21 protein-coding genes and 2 pseudogenes are annotated in these 20,629 nt (G+C 41.6%); 8 read left to right on the top strand and 15 right to left on the bottom strand.

Going from position 1 to position 20,629, the window contains the following annotated elements:
* Nucleotides 1-128: 128 nt before the first annotated feature.
* A complete protein-coding gene (locus GPUN_RS03875; RefSeq protein WP_141567201.1) occupies nucleotides 129-437 on the bottom strand; it encodes a hypothetical protein in 309 nt (102 codons plus the stop codon).
* A gap of 1,008 nt (nucleotides 438-1,445) precedes the next feature.
* Nucleotides 1,446-1,511: pseudogene (locus GPUN_RS14750) on the bottom strand (Fic family protein); the annotation flags it as partial.
* A 106-nt stretch (nucleotides 1,512-1,617) separates the two neighbouring features.
* Here GPUN_RS14750 and GPUN_RS03870 point away from each other — a divergent pair.
* Nucleotides 1,618-2,163, top strand: a complete 546-nt coding sequence (locus GPUN_RS03870; RefSeq protein ID WP_006003590.1) for a manganese efflux pump MntP — start codon at nucleotides 1,618-1,620, stop codon at nucleotides 2,161-2,163.
* 18 nt (nucleotides 2,164-2,181) lie between these two features.
* Here GPUN_RS03870 and GPUN_RS03865 read toward each other — a convergent pair whose 3' ends face one another.
* On the bottom strand, nucleotides 2,182-2,499 hold the full coding sequence (locus GPUN_RS03865; RefSeq protein ID WP_006003588.1) for a DUF1840 domain-containing protein: 318 nt from the start codon (nucleotides 2,497-2,499) through the stop codon (nucleotides 2,182-2,184).
* Between the two features lie 307 nt (nucleotides 2,500-2,806).
* Between GPUN_RS03865 and gdhA the strand changes: the two genes are divergently transcribed.
* The gene (gene gdhA / locus GPUN_RS03860; protein WP_141567200.1) at nucleotides 2,807-4,165 is read left to right on the top strand and encodes an NADP-specific glutamate dehydrogenase; all 1,359 of its coding nucleotides are present in this window, start codon (nucleotides 2,807-2,809) and stop codon (nucleotides 4,163-4,165) included.
* A 52-nt stretch (nucleotides 4,166-4,217) separates the two neighbouring features.
* Nucleotides 4,218-5,093 carry an NAD(P)-dependent oxidoreductase gene (locus GPUN_RS03855; RefSeq protein ID WP_006003583.1) on the top strand — a complete coding sequence of 292 codons (876 nt, stop codon included), beginning with the start codon at nucleotides 4,218-4,220 and terminating at the stop codon, nucleotides 5,091-5,093.
* On the opposite strand, the gene GPUN_RS03850 is transcribed toward GPUN_RS03855, so the two are convergent.
* The 6 genes and pseudogenes from GPUN_RS03850 to GPUN_RS03830 all read right to left on the bottom strand — a co-directional run bounded on the left by GPUN_RS03850 (nucleotide 5,086) and on the right by GPUN_RS03830 (nucleotide 9,597).
* Nucleotides 5,086-5,277, bottom strand: coding sequence for a hypothetical protein (locus GPUN_RS03850; protein WP_006003581.1), 192 nt, complete (start codon nucleotides 5,275-5,277; stop codon nucleotides 5,086-5,088). The two genes, GPUN_RS03855 and GPUN_RS03850, sit on opposite strands and share 8 nt — an antisense overlap.
* A gap of 161 nt (nucleotides 5,278-5,438) precedes the next feature.
* Complete coding sequence (locus tag GPUN_RS03845) at nucleotides 5,439-6,248, bottom strand: SDR family oxidoreductase (RefSeq protein WP_006003578.1); 810 nt, start codon at nucleotides 6,246-6,248, stop codon at nucleotides 5,439-5,441.
* Between the two features lie 220 nt (nucleotides 6,249-6,468).
* Nucleotides 6,469-6,594: a hypothetical protein gene (locus GPUN_RS14825; protein ID WP_439644180.1), complete on the bottom strand. Its 126-nt coding sequence runs from the start codon at nucleotides 6,592-6,594 to the stop codon at nucleotides 6,469-6,471.
* Nucleotides 6,578-7,403, bottom strand: a pseudogene (locus GPUN_RS03840) (cation transporter); the annotation flags it as partial. The pseudogene GPUN_RS03840 and the gene GPUN_RS14825, both read right to left, overlap by 17 nt.
* Nucleotides 7,404-7,423: 20 nt before the next feature.
* Nucleotides 7,424-8,626, bottom strand: a complete 1,203-nt coding sequence (locus tag GPUN_RS03835) for a cation:proton antiporter (RefSeq protein ID WP_006003570.1) — start codon at nucleotides 8,624-8,626, stop codon at nucleotides 7,424-7,426.
* Nucleotides 8,627-9,147: 521 nt separating this feature from the next.
* On the bottom strand, nucleotides 9,148-9,597 hold the full coding sequence (locus tag GPUN_RS03830) for a YaiI/YqxD family protein (protein ID WP_006003567.1): 450 nt from the start codon (nucleotides 9,595-9,597) through the stop codon (nucleotides 9,148-9,150).
* A gap of 286 nt (nucleotides 9,598-9,883) precedes the next feature.
* Between GPUN_RS03830 and GPUN_RS03825 the strand changes: the two genes are divergently transcribed.
* Both GPUN_RS03825 and GPUN_RS03820 read left to right on the top strand, forming a co-directional pair.
* Nucleotides 9,884-10,513, top strand: a complete 630-nt coding sequence (locus GPUN_RS03825) for a sigma-70 RNA polymerase sigma factor region 4 domain-containing protein (protein WP_006003565.1) — start codon at nucleotides 9,884-9,886, stop codon at nucleotides 10,511-10,513.
* Entirely contained in the window at nucleotides 10,510-11,244 is a 735-nt protein-coding gene (locus tag GPUN_RS03820) for a DUF3307 domain-containing protein (RefSeq protein ID WP_006003563.1), read from the top strand. The genes GPUN_RS03825 and GPUN_RS03820 overlap by 4 nt, the downstream gene beginning before the upstream one ends.
* Nucleotides 11,245-11,287: 43 nt before the next feature.
* Here the strand turns inward: GPUN_RS03820 and GPUN_RS13860 are convergent, their stop codons facing one another.
* The 3 genes from GPUN_RS13860 to GPUN_RS03810 are packed head-to-tail and all read right to left on the bottom strand — an operon-like array spanning nucleotide 11,288 to nucleotide 14,444.
* On the bottom strand, nucleotides 11,288-11,422 hold the full coding sequence (locus GPUN_RS13860; RefSeq protein ID WP_081483890.1) for a DUF2256 domain-containing protein: 135 nt from the start codon (nucleotides 11,420-11,422) through the stop codon (nucleotides 11,288-11,290).
* Complete coding sequence (locus tag GPUN_RS03815) at nucleotides 11,409-12,947, bottom strand: cryptochrome/photolyase family protein (protein WP_006003561.1); 1,539 nt, start codon at nucleotides 12,945-12,947, stop codon at nucleotides 11,409-11,411. The genes GPUN_RS13860 and GPUN_RS03815 overlap by 14 nt, the downstream gene beginning before the upstream one ends.
* A gap of 48 nt (nucleotides 12,948-12,995) precedes the next feature.
* Complete coding sequence (locus GPUN_RS03810) at nucleotides 12,996-14,444, bottom strand: cryptochrome/photolyase family protein (RefSeq protein ID WP_238528935.1); 1,449 nt, start codon at nucleotides 14,442-14,444, stop codon at nucleotides 12,996-12,998.
* A 144-nt stretch (nucleotides 14,445-14,588) separates the two neighbouring features.
* Here GPUN_RS03810 and GPUN_RS03805 point away from each other — a divergent pair, with 144 nt between their 5' ends.
* Nucleotides 14,589-15,896, top strand: a complete 1,308-nt coding sequence (locus GPUN_RS03805; protein WP_006003557.1) for a DASH family cryptochrome — start codon at nucleotides 14,589-14,591, stop codon at nucleotides 15,894-15,896.
* Nucleotides 15,887-17,389 (top strand): cryptochrome/deoxyribodipyrimidine photo-lyase family protein, encoded by a 1,503-nt coding sequence (locus GPUN_RS03800; protein WP_006003556.1) that lies wholly within the window; start codon nucleotides 15,887-15,889, stop codon nucleotides 17,387-17,389. Before GPUN_RS03805 ends, GPUN_RS03800 begins: the two co-directional genes overlap by 10 nt.
* Here the strand turns inward: GPUN_RS03800 and GPUN_RS03795 are convergent.
* Complete coding sequence (locus GPUN_RS03795; RefSeq protein WP_006003554.1) at nucleotides 17,382-17,666, bottom strand: RepB family protein; 285 nt, start codon at nucleotides 17,664-17,666, stop codon at nucleotides 17,382-17,384. The genes GPUN_RS03800 and GPUN_RS03795 overlap by 8 nt on opposite strands.
* Before the next feature lie 149 nt (nucleotides 17,667-17,815).
* On the opposite strand from GPUN_RS03795, the gene fabA reads away from it, so the two are divergent.
* Nucleotides 17,816-18,334: a 3-hydroxyacyl-[acyl-carrier-protein] dehydratase FabA gene (gene fabA / locus GPUN_RS03790; RefSeq protein ID WP_006003553.1), complete on the top strand. Its 519-nt coding sequence runs from the start codon at nucleotides 17,816-17,818 to the stop codon at nucleotides 18,332-18,334.
* An 85-nt stretch (nucleotides 18,335-18,419) separates the two neighbouring features.
* Here fabA and rmf read toward each other — a convergent pair whose 3' ends face one another.
* Both rmf and GPUN_RS03780 read right to left on the bottom strand, forming a co-directional pair.
* Entirely contained in the window at nucleotides 18,420-18,596 is a 177-nt protein-coding gene (gene rmf / locus GPUN_RS03785; protein ID WP_006003551.1) for a ribosome modulation factor, read from the bottom strand.
* Nucleotides 18,597-18,977: 381 nt separating this feature from the next.
* Nucleotides 18,978-20,624: a DUF3466 family protein gene (locus tag GPUN_RS03780; protein ID WP_006003549.1), complete on the bottom strand. Its 1,647-nt coding sequence runs from the start codon at nucleotides 20,622-20,624 to the stop codon at nucleotides 18,978-18,980.
* Nucleotides 20,625-20,629 lie beyond the last annotated feature (5 nt).

The following is a 20,629-nucleotide window of genomic DNA, read 5'->3' as shown; positions in this document are numbered from 1 at the left end:
TTAGAAAAGGTGAAATTATGAAGATGGTTTATTCCATTTTTACTGGTCGATACTACTTTGTCTAAGGCTCAATATTTGACCAGTCGAATGTATAACTATTCGCTTATGTTTTGCCAAACTCTTTAGGCCTAAACCTTTCTCATTTTGTCTGATTTACTTTCTTCAAGTTTGTCAATTTCACTTTTTTTAACTAATGTTAGCACCAACAAACCTTCATCGACACTTAAGGAGATAGACATTATTTTAAGTTCATTTCTATGTTGGACATTCCCGGTGTTTGTCCAGATAGATATTTCTCTTAAATATTCAACGCCTAACCCTATATGCGCTGAAATATTTTTAATCAATGGACTTTCTAGTTTATTTTCAAATCTATCCCGTAATGTAAAGTAAACTAGTCCATTGGATGCAGCTGTATTTGTTTCTTGGTAATACACTTAGTATTATGTTTTTTACCAAACGGGCATAACAGCTCATCTAACGTGCCATACGAGACATAAGAATCTTTGCATAAAAAAGTATAACCACCATTTACTGACGTTGGTAAGCTTTTTTTAATCTCTTAATATATTTTTATTTTTAAAATGCCACGCATCATCGAAGCATTGATAATGAAATTGAATATCGTTAAAAAAGCGTTGAAAATTGAGTAGGGTGCCTGGTTGGACTTGACCAGAACAACATACTTTGGATATTCTATTTCGGCTGTTCTATGTAAATTAGTTGTTTACATTTCACGCAGGCTGCTGCTCAAAAATAGGCACATGACAGTGTGCAGAAGTTGCAATTTATACCTAGTTGAAGTAATCACGTCCCGTTATTACGTACTATAAAACCCACCAAGGGTCACTCACAAGATGACAGCAATATAAATCCTAAAATTATCCGACATCGGGAGCTTTCAGACCAAGTAATAAATGATTTACCGCTTGTTAATTTCAACAGATGCGTCCCTTAAAACCCACAATTTTGTGATACTAAAATCCTAAGGCTCAGAATTACTGTCATTTTCACTTAATAACGCTCCTAACCAATTGAATTTTATCTATTTAATTCAGATTAATTACAGGCACTTTTATTTAAAATAGAAAATAGATGAGTAAAAAAGAGGGGAGCAATGCAATTACTGGCACTTTTACTTAATCATACGATAAATTTCACAACAGTCTCAATTGTGGATTAAACCTTGATAAGTTATTATTTAACATAATATACATTATACGCCATTTTAATATCTGTGTATAATAACTGGAACTATTCGTGTATAACATGTGAATAAATGTAATGTTATATTAAACAATAGCCTACACATCATTAAGCAGACCAATTCATATCCTTTGAATTTTTCATGAAAGCAAAATTTTATTTATGTTCCAGCTAGGACAATACTTTATTCAGCTTTTCTAAATGCAGCAAATCGCCAGCTGCAGACATTTTGTATTTATTCATAAAGCGTGTCCAGATATTGCTTGTGCCATTCTACCGTTGCCGTCTGCAAACGGATGATTACATCATTAATACCCACATCATTTACGCATAGTTTCGGTTATACTTTGTTAAAGTGTAATAAAATCTAACATCTAAAAAATCACAACATGAAAATAACAAATAGTCACCATGATTGACGTCATAACCCTTGCTGTTGCCTTGAGTATGGATGCATTTGCAGTCTCGTTAACGATAGGCGTCCGCGATATCACTCGCGTGCGAAAATTAGCATGGCTTGCAGCTCTATATTTTGGGGCGTTTCAAGGGATCATGCCCCTGTTTACTTACTTTGGCGGTATCGCAATATTAGCTTGGCTTGGCAGTTTTGCTCAGTGGATAGCATTTATATTGCTGGTCATTATTGGTCTTAAAATGATTTATGAAGCTATCTTTTTTGCAGATAAAAATAGCTCGACATCGCGCACATATTCTCACTATGCCTTGTTACTACTGGCAGTTGCCACAAGTATAGATGCTCTCGCCGCAGGCTTTACACTCACAGTAATGAGCGCGAACGGTGTTTACGCCTGTTTATTATTAGGCATTACTGCGTTTATATTCAGTTATGTAGGTGTACACTTAGGCCAACGAACTTCTAATTGGTTGGGTAATAAGGCTGAACTTTTTGGGGGTATTGTGCTAGTTTTACTTGGATGTAAAGTGCTGCTGCTATGACGTACATTTAATGAGAATTTAGTGCTTATCGACCCACATTACGCTAGTCTCGTCACGAATTGCCGCTTTCAGCAAATCAATTAATGGCAGAGAACGCTTGGATAAACTGACATCAAAAGTTTCGTCGTCACTGTCTTGTTCCTGCTCTTGTGATTGTGCAGATTCCTTAACTAATTCAATCTCAGCTTCGAGTTTCGCTAGCGCGGCAGGGACATCTTGCGCATAAAACGCGCCTGGTACTTTACCACTGTGCCCCATAAATTTAAGTAAGTTAACGGCCACATCGCCGAACATTGTTATGTCACCGTGCGAACGATTAGAAAAAGTGACTAGCATAATGGGTTCTCCTGCTTGTATGGTGTTATAATTGCGATGAATTTTACGGTTAAAGATTAACACAAAAACTATAGTCGCACCGCCTAATTACTTAATCAGCGTCGTGTCTAAGGTCATTATTTACCGAAAACTGATATTTTTTTTACATAGTGTCAACTTATTAAAATAATACAATGTGTAATCAAAATATCTACTATAGTAATCTTTTCCAACAATAATGCGCGCTCAATTATCTTTTTATCGATTTATTACACGCAAATTGACCGCTGTTTTAACCAACACCTCAAGGTGCAATAAAGTAGGCATAATGACAAATAACCCATCGGTAAAAAATACCATTAACGCATTTATTCAACGCGTTAAAGACAGTAACCCTAACGAACCCGAGTTTTTACAAGCAGTAGACGAAGTAGCCAACAGTATCATTCCCTTCATTCATGCAAATGAAAAATATCGGGGAAATCATATTCTTGAAAGAATGGTCGAGGCAGAACGCATTATTATTTTCAGGGTGCCGTGGGTAGACGATATCGGTAACGTTCAGGTTAATCGAGGCTACAGAGTGGAAATGAACAGCGCAATTGGCCCCTTTAAAGGCGGCTTGCGTTTTCACCCTTCAGTTAATTTAAGCGTGCTAAAGTTTTTAGCCTTTGAGCAAGTCTTTAAAAATAGCTTAACCACCCTTCCCCTTGGCGGTGCTAAAGGCGGATCAAATTTCGATCCAAAAGGAAAGTCAGACAACGAAGTAATGCGTTTTTGCCAAAGCTTCATGACCGAACTTTTCCGTCATATTGGGCCTAACACCGACATTCCTGCGGGCGATATTGGCGTTGGCGGACGCGAGATCGGCTATCTTTTTGGTCAGTACAAACGCATAAAGAATGAGTTTACGGGAGTAATAACTGGTAAAAGCTTGTCTTACAGCGGCTCGTTAATTAGGCCAGAGGCAACGGGTTATGGATGCATATTCTTTGTTGTGGAAATGCTAAAGACTAAGCAGCAAACGCTCAATGATAAGGTGGTTGTTATTTCAGGATCGGGCAACGTTGCTCAATTTTCCTGCAAAAAAGCGATAGAGCTTGGCGCTAAAGTAGTCACAATGAGCGACTCTTCTGGCTATATTTATGATGAGGATGGTATAGATGACGAAAAGCTCAATTTTATAATGAATTTAAAAAATAACAAACGTGGACGTATCAAAGAATATACAGACACTTTTGATGCAAAGTACGTGGCAAACGCACGACCATGGTCAGTAAGCTGCGACATTGCAATTCCCTGCGCTACTCAAAACGAGCTAAATAAAGAAGAAGCGCAAGCACTTATAGATAACGGCTGTATATTAGTAGCAGAAGGGGCAAACATGCCCTGCACGCCCAATGCTGTCCGTCTTCTTCATAGTCACAAAATAGCATTTGCTCCAGGCAAAGCCTCTAATGCAGGCGGCGTTTCAGTATCTGGTTTAGAAATGAGCCAAAACTCAATTGGATACAGTTGGACGGCTGAAAAACTAGAAGAACGTTTGCTCAATATAATGAAGGAAATCCATAAACAGTGTGTCAAATATGGAAAAGGCGATGACGAATATATTGACTATGTGAAAGGCACCAACATAGCTGGCTTCGTTAAGGTAGCTGACGCGATGATTGCGCAGGGAGTCGTGTAGCTTATATAGAATAACTATTATTTCACGTTATTTACGATAAAAAGGATATTAAATGAAAGTTTCGTTTATTGGTTTAGGCGCGATGGGTTTTCCTATCGCAGGTCATTTAGCAAGCGCCGGGCATGACGTTACGGTTTATAACCGTACCAGCAGTAAATCTCAATCATGGCTTTCAAGCTACAGCGGACATAGCAAGGCGACTCCCGCATTAGCATGTGAACACGCCCAAGTGGTATTTTTGTGTGTTGGCAACGATTTTGACGTTAAAGAAGTTGTGCTAGGAAAAGATGGTGTACTTGCCTCTATGACCAGCAACAGTATTTTGGTTGACCATACCACCACTTCTGCCGAGCTTGCGCGCGAATTAGCGCACGCCTGCGGCGATAAAGGCATAAGCTTTTTAGACGCACCCGTGTCTGGCGGTCAAGCCGGTGCACAAAATGGTAAACTGACGGTTATGTTGGGCGGTGATCAGCGGCATTATGACGCTATTATTGCGCTTTTAAATTGTTATAGCCAAAAGCATCAGCTTATGGGCCCTGTTGGCGCAGGCCAGTTAACTAAAATGGTCAATCAAATATGCATAGCCGGTGTGGTTCAAGGTTTGTCTGAAGCCCTTCATTTTGCCCAAAATGCTGAATTAGAAGTAGACAAAGTCATAGACGTTATTAGCAAAGGCGCTGCGCAAAGCTGGCAAATGGAGAATAGGTGGTCCACCATGATAAAAGGAGAGTTTGATTTTGGCTTTGCAGTAGACTGGATGCGCAAAGACTTAGGTATTGTGCTAGACGAGGCTAAAAGAAATAAAAGCGCCCTGCCAGTTACTGCCCTCGTAGATCAGTTTTATGCGCAGGTTCAGGCCCGCGGCGGCAATCGCTACGACACCTCTAGCCTAATTAGTTTACTCAATAAGCCAAAATCTACTTAAGGCCATTGCTCAAAGTCAATGCGCCTCTTACGTCGCCTAATACATGTCCAGTTGCAAGATCATTAGGATATAGCGCATTGAAGCCATGCAGTGTTTGTATTTCCCAAGCGTCAGCTTTATTGTTTTCGTTGCGGGTTTGTAGACTCGTCCTAGCGACTTTCCAACCGTCGGTAGATAAAGTCAAATATGCGCCATAAAACGCTTATAACTATTAATCCCGATCATTGAAGTAACCACAGTGCCATCGCCATGAGTATAGATGCATTTGCAGTTTCCTTGAACATAGATGTTCACAATTTGCATCAAGTTGATAAATTAGCATATTTAGCGTCAATAAAGCTTATATTAGCGAGATGGAACAATAAGACAATCTGCACTAGCGTCTCCAAGTTCTGTGCCTCCATCTACTGTCATAATAGTCCCATTTATATAGCGACCCATGTCACTGGCAAGATATATTGCGGCATCGGCTATGTCTTTGGTCTCACCAAACCGCTTGCTAGCAATCTGGCCCACCATTGTTGCTTTCGCTTCAGGCGTAGGTGCTAATCGCTCGGCGCCCTCAGTGCCATTGATTGGCCCTGGCGAAATGCCATTGACCGTAATGCCAGATGCACCCCATTCAAGTGCTAAGCATTTAATCATCATATTAATACCGGCTTTGGCTGCACAAACATGAACCTGAAACGGCATTGCTGTTACTGCCTGTGGAGCCGTTATCGCGATTAATGAAGCACCTTTGTTAATATGCTTGAAGCCTAAATGAAACACATTATATGTGCCAAGCAGATCGATATCGACAACCGTCTTAAAACCCTTTGGTGAGATCCCCAAAGCCGGTGCTGGAAAGTTCCCAGCGGCACCAGAAATTAAACAGTCAATTTTGCCCAGTTGTGAAACACAAGACTGTAAAGCCATCTCTACTTGTTCGGGATCTCTAACATCACCAGACAGGGCTATTGCATTGTGCCCACTAGCATTTTCAACGCTTTGGGTAATCTCTTGCGCGGCTGCCTGCGCCTTGTCTGAGTTTCGGCCAAGTACGGCCACCTTCGCACCTACTGCTGCCATACCCTTGGCTATCCCAAGATTTATACCGCTTGTACCGCCAGCAATAAAAACCACTTTATCTTTTAGAGTTGATGAATCAAACATATTGATTTGCTCCTTTGTGCGAGTTTTAAAAATTGCATATTAACTGACATTGTGCACATTATAGACTAATTGCTTCTTTGGCGAGACATTTTAAGTCCCGCCTAATTAACGCTGTTTTTCTAATCCTAAGTGTGGATTATTGACATTACTACTCGACTACTCAACAATCAACTCCCCAAGGTTCACTTCCAAATAAAAGCGAGCTGTTATCTAAAGTGGCCTATACGCCTTGCCCTGCAGTTGACATAAAATCGCTAATGATTCGCGGATCTATGCCCTGCTCTTTAGCGCTATCAACAATTGCCATTGCCAGTGAATGTTCCGAGCCTACTCGAAACCATGGCAAAAGCAATACTGGGTGTTGGCCCAAAGTTCAGCCAAGCCATTGCGCTTAATACCGCGATAATCTTGATAGTAGGGACAAAGAAGGCGGAAATAACATCCGCTAAGCGTCCAATAGGCGGTTTAGAATTTTGGGCTCGTTTTACCTCGCACTTTAACTTCAACCGCTAAGCCAAGATTAATGAGGCCTATTATCATGGCGCTTACTTCAAAGTAAACATGGCGCGCCATTAGTGGCAGCAAATCAGGCAAGGCAACCACCATCATTGAGTATAACCAAGCGATTCCCGTGCCAAGCGCGATTAACGTATCCATATTAGCAGAATGATTTTTAAACGAATGATAGGCTCCCACATAAAAATGGCGGCCTGGAAATACCATAACCGCCAATGTTAATAGACCAACTACAAACCACGCGAGTCTTTCGGTATTCGTGTTGACGGTCATTTCGCCAATAGTGAACCCATAAATCATGAGCGGTACGCCCAGCAGCAGTGCCAGTGACATATCACGCATTAGCTCTTTATAGTATTGAGCGTCTACTTTGTCTTTTTCATCAATCGCTTCTTCTGACTCGCTAGTGTCAATCTTTGCGTTATAACCTGCTATTTCTATAGATGAAATTAATGAAGCATCGGCTACATTGCACACCACCGTGACGGTTCTTTGTGCAAAATTCATTTGGGCACTTTGCACACCTTGTATATTACTCAACGCCTTTTCAATTTTACTCACGCAGCTGGCGCAACTTGCGCCTTCAACAATAAGACGATGTTCTAACTGGTCTTGGCCAGTACTGCTATGGTTTTTCATAAAATGCTCCTTTTAACACATTAGCGACGTTTCTTGGCCGTAAATTGTCCGTAGCGTTTGGCTAAAAAAACCGCTGACATACCGTGCAGTAGTGTACTCATCCAAACTGCATTAATGGCAACAACCAATACCGCCTGACTATGCTCTGGTAATATTTCACGCGACACTAACAAAGCAAACAAAGCGGTGGCTAAGCCTCTTGGGCCAAACCAGCCCATGAACAAACGCGTGACAGGTTTGGTTTTAGATCCTAATAATGATATGTAGATGGCGATGGGACGCACAAAAAACAAGCTCACAAGAATAAATCCGGCTACCGGTAACGTGAGCTGATCTATAGCTTGCGGTAACAGACCAATGCCAATGGCCGTAAATGCAGCCCAAACCAATATTTGTCCTTCAGATTCAGTAAATTTATAAATGAATCGACAGTGTCCTTTAACTAATTGACCAAAGGTAAGGCCAGCCACAAAAGCAGATATAAACTCGTTGCCACCCAACATAGTAGCGCTTAAATAAGCGGTGCCACTTAAGGCCAGTACACCAATACTTTCATAAATACTGGAGGAAAACTTGTGCGATTCACCAAATAAAAACACGCGTCCGCAAACGTAACCCACTGCTGCACCAACGCAAACACCAATAAGAATTTGGCTTCCGCCTTGGGCCAACCACTTAATATAATTGCTTGATTGTGTTTCATGCAGGGTTAAAAAACTGGCAAAAAATAAAATGACCGGTAGCGCAAGGCCGTCGTTTAAGCCACTTTCAACCGACAAGGTTTGGCGCTCATTTTCAGGTACTATGTTGTTAGTGATAACCGCCTGACTAAGGGCGGCATCGGTAGGTGCAAGTATGGCTGCGCAAAGTGCTATAAGTGCTATTGACCATGTAGGAAAAAACAACATACCGACCAAAGTGCCTAGCAAAACGGCAAACGGTAAACCAATTGTCAACATGCGCAGAGGTAAGCTATTTTCTTTTTGTAAGTGTCTCAGGTTTACCTGTGATGCATCTAAAAATAAAAGCACAACAAGCGCGACTTCGGCTGTTAGGTATAGCACTTCGTCAAAATCGTTTACTTGCAAAATACCAAAGTAGGACACACAAAAACCAAGGGTGATGAACACCATTGGCGCGGTAATAACCGTTGAAGATAAGCGTTTAGCCAGCATTGAATAACCGCCTACGCAAACCAATATGACCAAAATACCCATTTCCATTGGCTAAATTACCTTAAAATATGTGTGGTGATATAATATAATTATGAACACTTTCAGTGAGTCTTCTATACTATTGATGGTATCAAAGAAATGACGTTAATAATGCGTAATTGGCGCATTATTAACAATTGAAAAAAGTAAACATTTATACTGATGGCTTAGTCTGCTTAGAAAAAACAGAACCGGGCACCAAGTGGTGAAAGCAGATTGAATTAAATTTAGCGAGATAAACGTCGTAAATTAAATCGAGTTAGGACGTTGAATTTTCTGCAGTAAAAGAGAAGGCAAAATCTTTATATCTATCAGTAACCTTAAGGCCTTTTTACTATTCATTAAATTTGTCCATCTGTAAAGTAGAAAGCAACAATACTACATTAGACTGCTCTATCGCGGTTGCTTACCTAAACTGGCTTTGTGCAGTTTTACCGCTTTTTTCTGCGCTTTTAATACCGATGTTTATGATACTGGCAGGCAGTTTCAGCCCATCGCTTTTGCTAGGCTGCTGCTTAACCCACAATACGCTAACGCGCGATGCTTGCTAAAAAACGGTCAAGATGCCCGGCAAACTCTTTGCGTTCGCGTTGGCTCATAGGCGGTGGCCCGCCAGTTTGCACGCCGCTTGCGCGCATTGTATCCATAAAATCGCGCGTGGTTAAGCGCCCCTTTATATTTTCTTTATCGAGCACTTCGCCGCGCGGAGAGAGCACCAAGCCGTCTTTGGCAATAACGTCTGCTGCTAACGGTATATCAGACGTTATTATCAAGTCATTTGCTTGGGCTCTTTCAACTATTTCGTCGTCGGCAATATCAAATCCTCCAGGCACCTGTATGAACTGAATATTGCTGCTAGGCGGTATTTTCATCGCATGATTGGCGATTAATAGTAGCGATATTCCGGTGCGCTGCGCTGCTTTAAATAATATTTCTTTAATGACAACTGGGCAAGCGTCTGCATCAACGATAATTTTCATAAATTTTACTGTTGTAGAGGTATGGCTTAGTTAAAGTATACAATAATGATGCTGCGATGACTTGTTAAAGCAGTAATATGCGAAATGAATACTAAGTACGCGCGTTTGCACACTCAACAATTACAATATTTTTGCTTTTACCACTTGCACTTAGCCTAAAAAGTTAGCTAGCTTGTGATGCAATCTAAATCAATTGCGTATGGTAAAGCAATTATTTTCGTTTGCACCTAGTGTCGCTTTATTGCATACTCAATATGTAGCGTAAAATGTAAATAGAGTAACAAGAATGAAAAACCTTATAGCAGTCGAAACCAGCGATCTGGTGGGTTCAACCTCAATACCAGTGGATCAACTGGCATTAACAATGGCTTCTTTAAAAAAATGTCTAGGTAATATTCAAACAGAACAAGACAGTCTTATTGAGTTCTACCGAGGTGACGCATTTCAAATTATGTACCCTAATGCCGTTTCCTCACTGCGCAGTTCGCTGCTATTAAAACTCTTTATGTTGTCGACTCTTAACGTTCCTGTCAATATTACCCAATCTTTGGCACTTGGCTTTATTAGTACGCCTGTGACTAGCCTGCATGATAGAATGGACGATGTATTTGTGCAGTCCGGGCGTAAATTAGACAGCGTAAACAGCGCAGAACTAGGCGTGTATGTAGAGTCCTTTAATCGCGCGTCTTATTTGAGTTTGGCTTTTTTAAATCGGATTCTTACTGGGCTATCGGCCAAGCAGGCGCTGGTTATTTACTGGTACATTAAGCACGATTTTCCTGAACAAAAAAAAATTGCCTCCTTACTTGATATGTCGCGGCAAAATGTTAACGCGCATCTGCTGCGTGGTAATGCCGATTTAATCAAACAATTTATATATTATTTTGAAGACAACGTAAAGGAGCTGATTTTATGATGTTATTTGCCTGCTTAGTGCTAGCACATATTGTGGCCGATTTTTATCTACAGCCTTATTCGTGGATAATGGATAAAGTAAAATATAAGATAAAATCGGTGGGCCTACTCAAGCACATGAGCGTGCATACCTTGCTTACCTTTACTGCTTTATATGTTGGCGGTGTGGCGCTGTCGAGCGAATTGGCCTTAGCTTTGCTCATTATTATTGTGACTCACTACATGATTGACATATGGAAAACCTATATGGGCTTTACGACTAAATATTTTGTGTTAGACCAAACGGGCCATTTACTCATCTTGCTAGGTGTCAGCTTGTGGCTGTCGGGAATAACGTTTGCCAGTATACTAAGCCTCATGCAAACGCAATTTACCATCGGTGTTTTCGCTATCATTATTGGCTATCTGCTCGCTTACAAGCCACTGTCAATCCTAATTCAACTGCTATTAAGACCCTACCTTCAACAGTTTGAAGCAGCAACTCAAGAGAACTCAGGCTTACAAACCGCGGGGGAATACATAGGAGCACTCGAGCGATTTTTAATTATTACCTTTGTTTTATTGGGTCAATTTGCCGCAATAGGTTTTTTATTAGCCGCCAAAAGTGTCTTTAGATTTGGCGATATGCGCCGTCAAAACGACAGAAAATTAACTGAGTATATTATGCTAGGGACTTTATTGAGCTTTAGTTTTGCCTTGTTAGTGGGCCTTAGTATAAAAAATCTATTTTAATCTTGCTCATTGGCATGATTCTCCTGTCAAAAACGAAAGGTAGTCATCCCCGCTTATTGCGCCTACATCTTTGGGAGCAATATTTCACGCTGTCCCAGTTTCGCTCCCACTTCTTACGCCACGTAAAGGGCAAGGAACAAACCAAGCAGGTTTTAGTGGGTAAATCAGACTTTTTCATTCTGTTCTAATTTAATGATGAACTTGTCGGCGTCGTCTAGCATATGGCCTAGCTTGGTTTGGTCCATTTTTGCCATAGTGCGATATATCATGGCCATTCGTGGATTTTTCTCAAACTTATCTTTATGTTTATTAATAAAGCCCCAGTACAAGTAGTTGAAAGGACAGGCCTGCGGACCGGTTTTTTCTTTCACACTGTAGTGGCAATGGCTACAGTAATTAGACATTTTATTAATATATGAACCACTTGCCGCATAAGGCTTACTGGCCAAATGACCGCCGTCGCTGTATAAGATCATGCCGCTTACATTGGGCAATTCTACCCATTCGTAAGCATCGGCATATACAATCAGATACCACTCGTTTACCTGCTCAGGATCAAGCCCTGCCAATAAAGCGAAATTACCCAGTACCATGAGTCTTTGGATATGATGAGCGTAGGCATGCTCTTTAGTTTGCTTTACACACTGGCTCAAACAATTCATGTCGGTTTTACCGTCCCAGTAAAACTCGGGAAGCGCGTTTACCGCCTGCAAATAGTTATCCGTTTTTAGGCCTGGCATAAAGTACCAATAAAAACCGCGCATGTACTCACGCCATCCGAGTATTTGCCGAATAAAACCTTCCACTGAATTAATGGGCGCATGCCCGCTATAATAAGCCTCCTGCGCCGCCAGTATTGCTTCTTCAGGGTGCAGCATGCCTGCGTTTATGTAAAACGAAACATGTGAGTGATACATCCACGCTTGATCCTGCACCATAGCGTCTTGGTAAGTCCCGAACTTGGGCAGCCTATCGGCTATAAACACCTTTAGCACTTCTAAGGCTTGCTCTCTGGTAACCGCATAATGAAAGTCGTTAATATCGCCAAAGTGATCGCCAAACTCTTCTTTCACTAAAGCGATGACGTCTTTAGTCATTGCATCTGGGGGGAACGTAGTTGGCTCGGGCGGTGATAAGTTTTTAGGTAACTTTTCTCGGTTGTCAGCGTCAAAGTTCCATTTTCCGCCTACGGGCTGCTTATCATCCATCAGAATATTAAAACGCCTTCTCACCTCACGATAAAAAAACTCCATACGGTACTGTTTTTTACCTTCTGCCCAATCAGTAAAATCCTGTTCACTGGCCATAAAGCGATTGTCATCTCTTACCACCACAGGAATGTTAAGCTTTGCAGTCCACGTCTCAACATCTTGAAATAGTCTATATTCACCAGGTTTAGCTAGCACCACCTTCTCAATGCCGAGCTGTTTCACCATGTATTGTACCTGAGCAAACAGCGAGCCTTGGTTGTTTTCATCGTTGTAGTGAACGTACTCGACTTTATAACCATTATCTTGCAGGGATATGGCAAAGTGACGCATAGCACTAAACAAAAATGCAATTTTGGCTTTGTGATGCTTTACATAGGTGGCTTCTGCTTTCACCTCGCACAATAATACCGTGTCGGTTTGTTTATTGATGCTGCTTAATGAAGACATGTTTAGGCTAAGGTGATCGCCTAATAACAAGCAAAGGGTTGACATAATTACGCTCCGAAGATTACGGCAAATGGGCTATTGAATTAATACTGTTTACTTAATCGTCTTGTACGCATCGAGTGCTCTAACACGAGATTTTTTTAAGTCAACAATCGGTTTTGGATAGTCTTTACCCAACACAATATTGGCAGATAAAAGCTCTTGTTCACTGGCTTCCCAAGGTTTATGCAGAAACTTTTTGCCAAGCTTGCTTAGTTCCGGGCAATATTTTTTAACATAAGCGCCTTCTTTATCGAACTTTTCACCCTGTAAAATAGGATTGAATATTCTAAAGTAAGGAGAGGCATCTGCGCCAGAGCCAGCGACCCATTGCCAACCGGCTGAATTACTCGCTGAATCTGCGTCTAACAAACAGTCCCAAAACCACCGCTCTCCTTCACGCCAGTCAATTAACAGGTTTTTGACTAAGTATGACGCGACTATCATACGCACTCTATTATGCATATAGCCGGTTTGGTAAAGTTCTCGCATACCCGCATCCACAATAGGCACGCCGGTTTTTCCCTGTTGCCAAGCACGCAAACCCTCTTTGTCTTGCACCCACGGAAAGTTATCGAATTTTGTGTTGAAGTTTCTATTTTGAATATCGTTAAAATGAAATAGCAAATAGTAAGAGAATTCTCGCCAGCCAAGCTCACTTAAGTAGACGTACACTCCCTTATTTTCGCGACTGCCATTAAAGGCGTCGTGCACTGCATACCATGCTTGATTTGGCGATATCAAACCAAAATGAAAATACGGAGAAAGCTGTGATGTGCCGGCAACAGACGGTACGTTTCTGTCATCGTTATATTCTTCAATGGCCTGTTTAATAAAATACTCTAGCTTGCACTGCGCGCCCTGCTCACTGACATTCCACATTTCTTGCATATGCAAATCCCAGTTAACACGCGGAAGAAGGGCTAGGCTGTCAACGCCTTGATATCCCTTCACTTCGTCCATGTCATCCATGAATGATAACGGCGGTTTGCGCTGCGGATAACGTGGATCCGGGGCATTTAAGCAGCCGTTTTTATAATAAGGGGTAAATACTTTATAGGGTGTTTCATCTTTTTTCAGCACTTGCATGGGCTCCCATAGCAAGCTGCCGTTTGTGCTTAGCGCATCGCACTCACTGGCCTTGAGTGCTTTTTTAATGGCGGTGTCGCGTGCTATTGCCCAAGGCTCATACATACGATTCCAGTGCACACTAGAAATGTTATGCTGAGTGCACAACGACAGTAAAATCTCTTGTGGATCTCCGCTTAATACCAACAAATTGCCGTCCAGCGATTCCTGCAAAGCCACAAGCGCGTGATGTAGCCACCATTTAGACGCGCCGCCTAACACTGCATTTTGCGGCACGCTAGTATCATAAATATACACCGGCAATACTTTGCTTTGTTTAGCAGCCTTGATGAGTGCAGGGTTGTCTTTCACGCGTAAATCTTGTCTGAACCACATGATAGACGCTTTGTTGTTATTTTCTGGCGGACTGGGCATATTATTAGTGAACTTGTTTGGTTTTAGCTACGCTTCATAATACCCTTTTTTACTCTACACACTTTAATATAGATCGCTTAGGAGCCTAAGTTAGTAATTAAACGTCAGTGTCCAAAAATTAATAATGAAACGAAAAGAAACGATATGAAAACAAAAGCACATAAATTTGGCCTGCATTTATTCAGACACGACTTACGAATTGATGATAATGAAGCCTTACATAAACTTGTTAATGAATGCGACTACGTGGTTGCAGCCTACATATTTGACCCAGAAAATCTAAGGCGAAGCAAATATGGACACTGCCATTTAGGCAAGCATAGGCATACATTCTTAGATCAGGGCCTGCTGGCTCTTGAAGCTGCGTTAAACGATGCAAACATAGATCTGCATATGTTTAGCGGCGATCCCGTTAGAAATATAAGCGAACTTATCAATAACAATAATATAGACTGCATCAGTTTTGAGCATCACTATGGTTTTAATGAACAAAAGCAAATTGCGCAATTGCGAAAATTGCACCCTAAAACCCATCTTATTGATGGGCAAAGTCATTATTTACTTATGCACGATGCACTGCCCTTCGATATGGCAGACATGCCCGATGTTTTCTCACCATTTCGGCGAAAGGTAGAAAAGAATCTGACTGTTCGCAAGCATCTGCAAGAATATTTAAAAGAGGAATTTAATCAAAAGCTTAGCCAAACGCTAAGTGTACACAAGCCCTTATTAAACACTGAGCCGCTTGTAAGCTACAAGCCAAAACACACAAGCAGCAAAAATGGATATACAGGCGGTGAAGAAAATGCAAGAGCCCGCATAAACGACTATTTCTTTAATACCGACTCAATAGCAAGCTATAAAGAAACCAGAAATGGCTTAGACGGCTGGGATTTTTCAAGTCGCTTTTCAGCCTACCTCGCCGCAGGTTTCGTATCACCCGCCTACATCAATCAGCAGCTAACAAAGTATGAAGCCCAGCGCGTAAAAAACGACTCCACCTATTGGCTATTCTTTGAATTACTGTGGCGTGAATTTTTTCATCTGCAGGCAAAAAAACAAGCTGGCTTATTTTTCAATTTTGGCGGCATACAAAACAAACCGCCCGCCGTTATGCATAACGACGCTGCTTTTATGCAGTGGAAAGACGGCACTACCGCCTACCCTATTGTCAATGCTGCAATGAAACAGCTTGCCGCTACCGGTTTTATGTCGAACCGTTCGCGCCAGCTAGTGGCAAGCTGCTTTGTGCATGAACTACAGTTAGATTGGCGCTACGGTGCGGCTTACTTTGAAGAAGTATTAATAGATTTTGACGTTGCCAGCAATTATGGCAATTGGCAGTATTTGGCTGGCGTAGGCAGCGATCCTCGCGGACATCGCCAATTTAATCTGGCGAAGCAGACTGAAATTTACGATCCGAAAGGAGCTTTCATCTCTAAATGGCAGTAGCAAGCACAATGCAAGGTTCACACGCAAACACGAGTGATACTTTTTCACTGGTATGGTTGAAGCGGGATTTGAGGCTGCGTGATCATAAGCCACTTGTTGATGCAATTACCTTGGGCAAGCCCATTGTAATTGCTTATGTTATTGAACCCTTACAATTAGCAGACCCGCATATGGACCTGCGTCATTGGCGCTTTATTTGTGAGTCTATCGCTGATCTAAATCAACAGTTATTACCCTTTAACATCACAGTGAGCATCTTTCAAAAAGATATGCTTAGCGTAGTAGAAGCCCTTACCCATCAAGGCTTGAGCCATATATTTAGCCATCAAGAAATAGGCTTACAAACAAGTTACTTACGCGATATTGAGCTGGAGAAATGGTGCAAACAGCACCATGTTAAATGGCAAGAGTCGGCTTATAGCGCGGTTAAACGTCCCTTGCACCATAGATATGCCTGGCGAAAGCACTGGTATCAACAAATATCGGCGCCGGTTGTCGACCCTGTCCTTAGCGATATAAAACCTTATACAAAAAACCTCGCCTTTAGTGTGCTACTTGAGGAATTGCCGCAAGCATGGCTAACACCAGCTTCATTGTTTCAACCAGGAGGTGAAAAGCGCGCTTGGTACACTTTACACGACTTCTTCAAAGCAAGAGGCAAACGCTATTTTGGCAACATTGGCAAACCAGACGAAGCAAGAACAACATGCTCGCGCTTATCACCCTACTTAGCCTGGGGCAATATATCAATAAGGCAAGTATTTCAACAAGCCCTAGAGCACCGTCATCGCGATGGTTGGGCCCGTTCTATAGAGGCGTTTTGTGCCAGACTAAGCTGGCACTGTCATTTCATACAAAAGTTTGAAAGTGAACACCACATGCAGTTTAGGCCAGTCAACAAAGCTTATGGAAAATTTGAATACGACAGTTCAACTTTAAGTCACGAACTACTAATAGCGTGGCAGCAAGGAAAAACAGGCGTTCCTATTGTAGATGCCAGCATGCGCGCACTTATCGCAACGGGCTATTTAAATTTTAGAATGCGCGCTATGGTAGTCAGCTTTCTATGTCATCACCTGAATATAGACTGGCTCCGAGGTGTTGATTACTTAGGTAAACTGTTTCTTGATTTTGAGCCTGGCATTCACTACCCACAATTTCAAATGCAGGCCGGTATTACGGGCACCAATACCATTCGCATATATAGCCCTATCAAACAGTCGCAGGAAAAAGACCCTGATGGCGTATTCATTCGCAAATGGGTGCCCGAAATTGCCAGTTTGCCTAATCACTACATTCATGAACCTGCACTTATGCCGCCCTTAGAAGCAGCTATGCACAATATTAATGTAGAGCGCGACTATTGTCTGCCGATTGTGGATGTGACCCTTGCAGCCAAAAAAGCGCGCGACAGGCTATGGGCGTTTAGAAAGCGTGACGACGTTAAACGCGAGGCAAAACGCGTGCTACGCAAGCATTCAGTACTTAACTAGAGTCTTTATTTTGCTTTGCCTTTTTTCGAACATCATCTTCTTGCAACCACTTATTTAAAAAACGGATTTGCCTATTCCTATAAGCTGCATAGGTTATGCGTAACGAGTTAGAGATAATATCGTTGTCGGTCCATCCTGTTATTTCGGCCATTTCTTTATAATTTTCCATGGCCTCAGGGGTAACATAACCGCGCACCATTTTTTTCCCCAAAGATTTCTGTCGATCTCTATAACGCTTTTGTTTTTCAGCGTTTGCTACTAACTTTTTATTTTTCATATTTGTATTAATCACCAACGGTTACTTACAGTGTAAAACAAAAATCAAATTATTTTACTTTTTTTAACTGCTCAGAGTTGTTTTGCGTACAAGTGTTCGCTAAATTAGCGCATAATTAGAATAATATAATAACTGAAAAAGAAAAGACTATGCCTATGAATCAAAACAGTTTTACACGGGAAGAATTATTGTCATGCAGCAGCGGTGAACTATTCGGACCTGGTAACAGCCAATTGCCTGCACCTAACATGCTAATGATGGACCGTATCATCAATATTAGTGAAGAAGGCGGTGAAAACGGTAAAGGTTTTATTGAAGCAGAGCTTGATATTTCACCTGATCTTTGGTTCTTTGATTGCCACTTCCCAGGAGATCCGGTAATGCCGGGCTGCCTAGGACTCGACGCTATGTGGCAGCTCGTTGGTTTCTTCTTAGGCTGGACCGGTGGTCCAGGAAAAGGCAGAGCACTAGGTGTGGGTGAGGTTAAATTCACAGGTCAGATATTGCCTACCGCGAAAAAAGTCACGTACAGAATAGACTTCAAGCGCGTTATTAAACGCAGGTTGTACATGGGTATGGCTGACGGTTCGGTATCTGTAGACGGCCGCGTTATTTATACCGCAAAAGATTTAAAAGTCGGTTTGTTTCAAGATACATCAGCTTTTTAAATTTTCTGGACTTTACGTAAATGTTATGTAAAAGCCCGTCAAGACGGGCTTTTTGCTAAATGCTTTGATTACGAACTTACTGCTATTATCTGCTACTAAAGCCTAACTGACGGTCTGAGAATGCTTCTCTCCACCCGCCTAACCAATGTGATCTTGCGCTGGTCGCCTGAAATGGACAATATTCCTTAGAACGACCTACAATGCCAGCTTGATAGCCTTTTGAATGAGCTCTTATTAACTTATCTCTTTTTTGTCTTTTCATTAATAGCCTCTTTAGATTAAATAAGATTACATAAATAGAGTAGAGAATTAATATCGCTTGTTTATATGAACATTTTGAACACTAACTGCAATGTCAAAGTGTTGCCTCCACGGTTTAATAATTAAGGGTGGCAACATCAAAGCTCTACCCCTAATTGATACACTTATGTAAGCAGTTTTTCAATAAGGTAATCCCTTGAAATAACGCTAATAATGATAAGTGCCTGAAAAATATGGAAGGATCACCTTACATTATTTAGCAATAAAAAATGAAATAAATAAGCAAAATAGTTATTAAAAAATAGCAAAGCCACTGCTAGAATGGCTTTGGGAGGAGTAGAATAAATATCCTAATATTTTCTATGTTTACAAGCTAAGCTTTTTAAATACGTCTTCTAAACACACTAATTACGAATAATCCTAATAAAGTCAAAAAACCGACACCCGCACCTTTTCGTTCAATAGCAAATATATCGTCTTCAGAAGGTCCGCATTCACTTGGCTGCCGACCAGTAGGCATTAACTTTACTGCAATGACTGTATCGACAAGGCCATCTGTTTCTTCCCCTTTCACGTTACGCGCGGGTCTTCTTACCAATGCGCTTGCAATTATTTCACCGCTGTCGTTAATATCGTCGGCAGCTACAATAGTAAAGTTTGCATCGCAGGCTAGAAGCGAGTTTAAATCTGAAAAAGTATCAGTATTAATATCATATAAAAATCCACTTTTCTGCCTCAAACCGATGCCAGCGTCTCGGTCTGCCTCTCCAACAACAAGGTTATTATTATTGATAGCTCTTGGGATTGTGGATGAGTTTACAAAAAAACCATCAACAAATGTCAAAACATCGGTCTTGCGGTCAAAAGTAAACATTTTCGTGCGCACGTCTCTGCCCACTAAATATCGCTGAAAACCGACAATAAGCCCGTTGTTATTGATACCGGTTGCGGCGTTAGGCATTAAGGCATCATCTTCAATAATGCGAATAGTTTGCCCCTTTTCAAAAATTACAGCGGTATCGTCAGTACGGTTGAAAAAAGGTGCATCGCTCACACCTACCGCAACGCCATTATCGTTAATGGCAATTGCTGATGTAGACAATGCGAGTCGTGACTCCTCTTGGGGCTCAAATACCAAGCCATAAATAGTTTTACTTATTACCGCGCCGTTTACATCTACTTGCCATACTGCTGCACGCTCCGTTGTTGCGTTACGAAAACTGTCTACGTTGCCCGATTGAATACGCAGCTTATATAAGCATGCCTCTATAGGTTCGTCTGGACGAAGTTCATCATCTGCACAATTAGCAATTACATCAACTAACACCGGTGCCGGGCCAATACTGGTGGAGCCAGCAATTTGCAGACCAGCATTTATTGCCTGAGCGGTGCTAACCCCCCCTGCCTCTGTATTTTCTGGCACAAGTTGGGTGACAGCATTGCCTACTTGCACAAAACCGCGTGATGAAAACGTATTTAAATTATAAACTTGTTCAACACCTTCGCTATTTGTGTAAGGTATTTTAGAGAAAGGGCCTGCCATTGTGCCAACAATGTGTGTACCGTTTACCGAATCTCCGACTAACGAGCGTTGGGCAAACGTAAAACCATTCGTGGCATCGGCGATTTCATCTAAGCCGCTAACATAATTCAAGCTGGTGCCATCGCTTGAGTAGACAAGCTCTGTGGCTAGTTTTTGACCAAATAAGGAGTTTTGCTGATTTGCGTTTTGAGCAACAAGAAAAGTGGCTATAAGCTTATAGTCTTCTTCTTCAAAGTCACCTCGCGCTGCACCTTGGGGATCATTTAGCATCGTAAAAATCGACAAATCGATTAATGACAAGTCAATAGGCGGATTAAAGGGTCGAACGGCTGTCGTTAACACCAAGCCTGTTTCGTCTATAGCACTGCCAAATTGATTTAATGACATGCTAGCGCCTGGCAGTTCGACCACTTCATACGAAGCTGAATTTGCCAGTAAAGGTAAACTACTTAGCATTAACAAAGCTGTTATGCGGTTTAATTTCATGAATT

The sequence above is a fragment of the Glaciecola punicea ACAM 611 genome (assembly GCF_000252165.1).
GTDB lineage: Bacteria > Pseudomonadota > Gammaproteobacteria > Enterobacterales > Alteromonadaceae > Glaciecola > Glaciecola punicea.
This window is presented reverse-complemented; position numbering and strand designations above follow the sequence as displayed.

What these genes read in the sequence shown, in the direction of transcription:
- GPUN_RS03830 (WP_006003567.1), bottom strand. Translation starts at nt 9,597, where the DNA reads ATGAAAATTATCGTTGATGCAGACGCTTGCCCAGTTGTCATTAAAGAA.
- GPUN_RS03795 (WP_006003554.1), bottom strand. Translation starts at nt 17,666, where the DNA reads ATGAAAAATAAAAAGTTAGTAGCAAACGCTGAAAAACAAAAGCGTTAT.
- GPUN_RS03800 (WP_006003556.1), top strand. Translation starts at nt 15,887, where the DNA reads ATGGCAGTAGCAAGCACAATGCAAGGTTCACACGCAAACACGAGTGAT.
- GPUN_RS03820 (WP_006003563.1), top strand. Translation starts at nt 10,510, where the DNA reads ATGATGTTATTTGCCTGCTTAGTGCTAGCACATATTGTGGCCGATTTT.
- GPUN_RS03835 (WP_006003570.1), bottom strand. Translation starts at nt 8,626, where the DNA reads ATGGAAATGGGTATTTTGGTCATATTGGTTTGCGTAGGCGGTTATTCA.
- GPUN_RS03865 (WP_006003588.1), bottom strand. Translation starts at nt 2,499, where the DNA reads ATGCTAGTCACTTTTTCTAATCGTTCGCACGGTGACATAACAATGTTC.
- GPUN_RS03815 (WP_006003561.1), bottom strand. Translation starts at nt 12,947, where the DNA reads ATGTCAACCCTTTGCTTGTTATTAGGCGATCACCTTAGCCTAAACATG.
- GPUN_RS03825 (WP_006003565.1), top strand. Translation starts at nt 9,884, where the DNA reads ATGAAAAACCTTATAGCAGTCGAAACCAGCGATCTGGTGGGTTCAACC.
- rmf (WP_006003551.1), bottom strand. Translation starts at nt 18,596, where the DNA reads ATGAAAAGACAAAAAAGAGATAAGTTAATAAGAGCTCATTCAAAAGGC.
- gdhA (WP_141567200.1), top strand. Translation starts at nt 2,807, where the DNA reads ATGACAAATAACCCATCGGTAAAAAATACCATTAACGCATTTATTCAA.
- fabA (WP_006003553.1), top strand. Translation starts at nt 17,816, where the DNA reads ATGCCTATGAATCAAAACAGTTTTACACGGGAAGAATTATTGTCATGC.
- GPUN_RS03805 (WP_006003557.1), top strand. Translation starts at nt 14,589, where the DNA reads ATGAAAACAAAAGCACATAAATTTGGCCTGCATTTATTCAGACACGAC.
- GPUN_RS03855 (WP_006003583.1), top strand. Translation starts at nt 4,218, where the DNA reads ATGAAAGTTTCGTTTATTGGTTTAGGCGCGATGGGTTTTCCTATCGCA.
- GPUN_RS03870 (WP_006003590.1), top strand. Translation starts at nt 1,618, where the DNA reads ATGATTGACGTCATAACCCTTGCTGTTGCCTTGAGTATGGATGCATTT.
- GPUN_RS03845 (WP_006003578.1), bottom strand. Translation starts at nt 6,248, where the DNA reads ATGTTTGATTCATCAACTCTAAAAGATAAAGTGGTTTTTATTGCTGGC.
- GPUN_RS13860 (WP_081483890.1), bottom strand. Translation starts at nt 11,422, where the DNA reads ATGAAAAAGTCTGATTTACCCACTAAAACCTGCTTGGTTTGTTCCTTG.
- GPUN_RS03810 (WP_238528935.1), bottom strand. Translation starts at nt 14,444, where the DNA reads ATGCCCAGTCCGCCAGAAAATAACAACAAAGCGTCTATCATGTGGTTC.
- GPUN_RS03780 (WP_006003549.1), bottom strand. Translation starts at nt 20,624, where the DNA reads ATGAAATTAAACCGCATAACAGCTTTGTTAATGCTAAGTAGTTTACCT.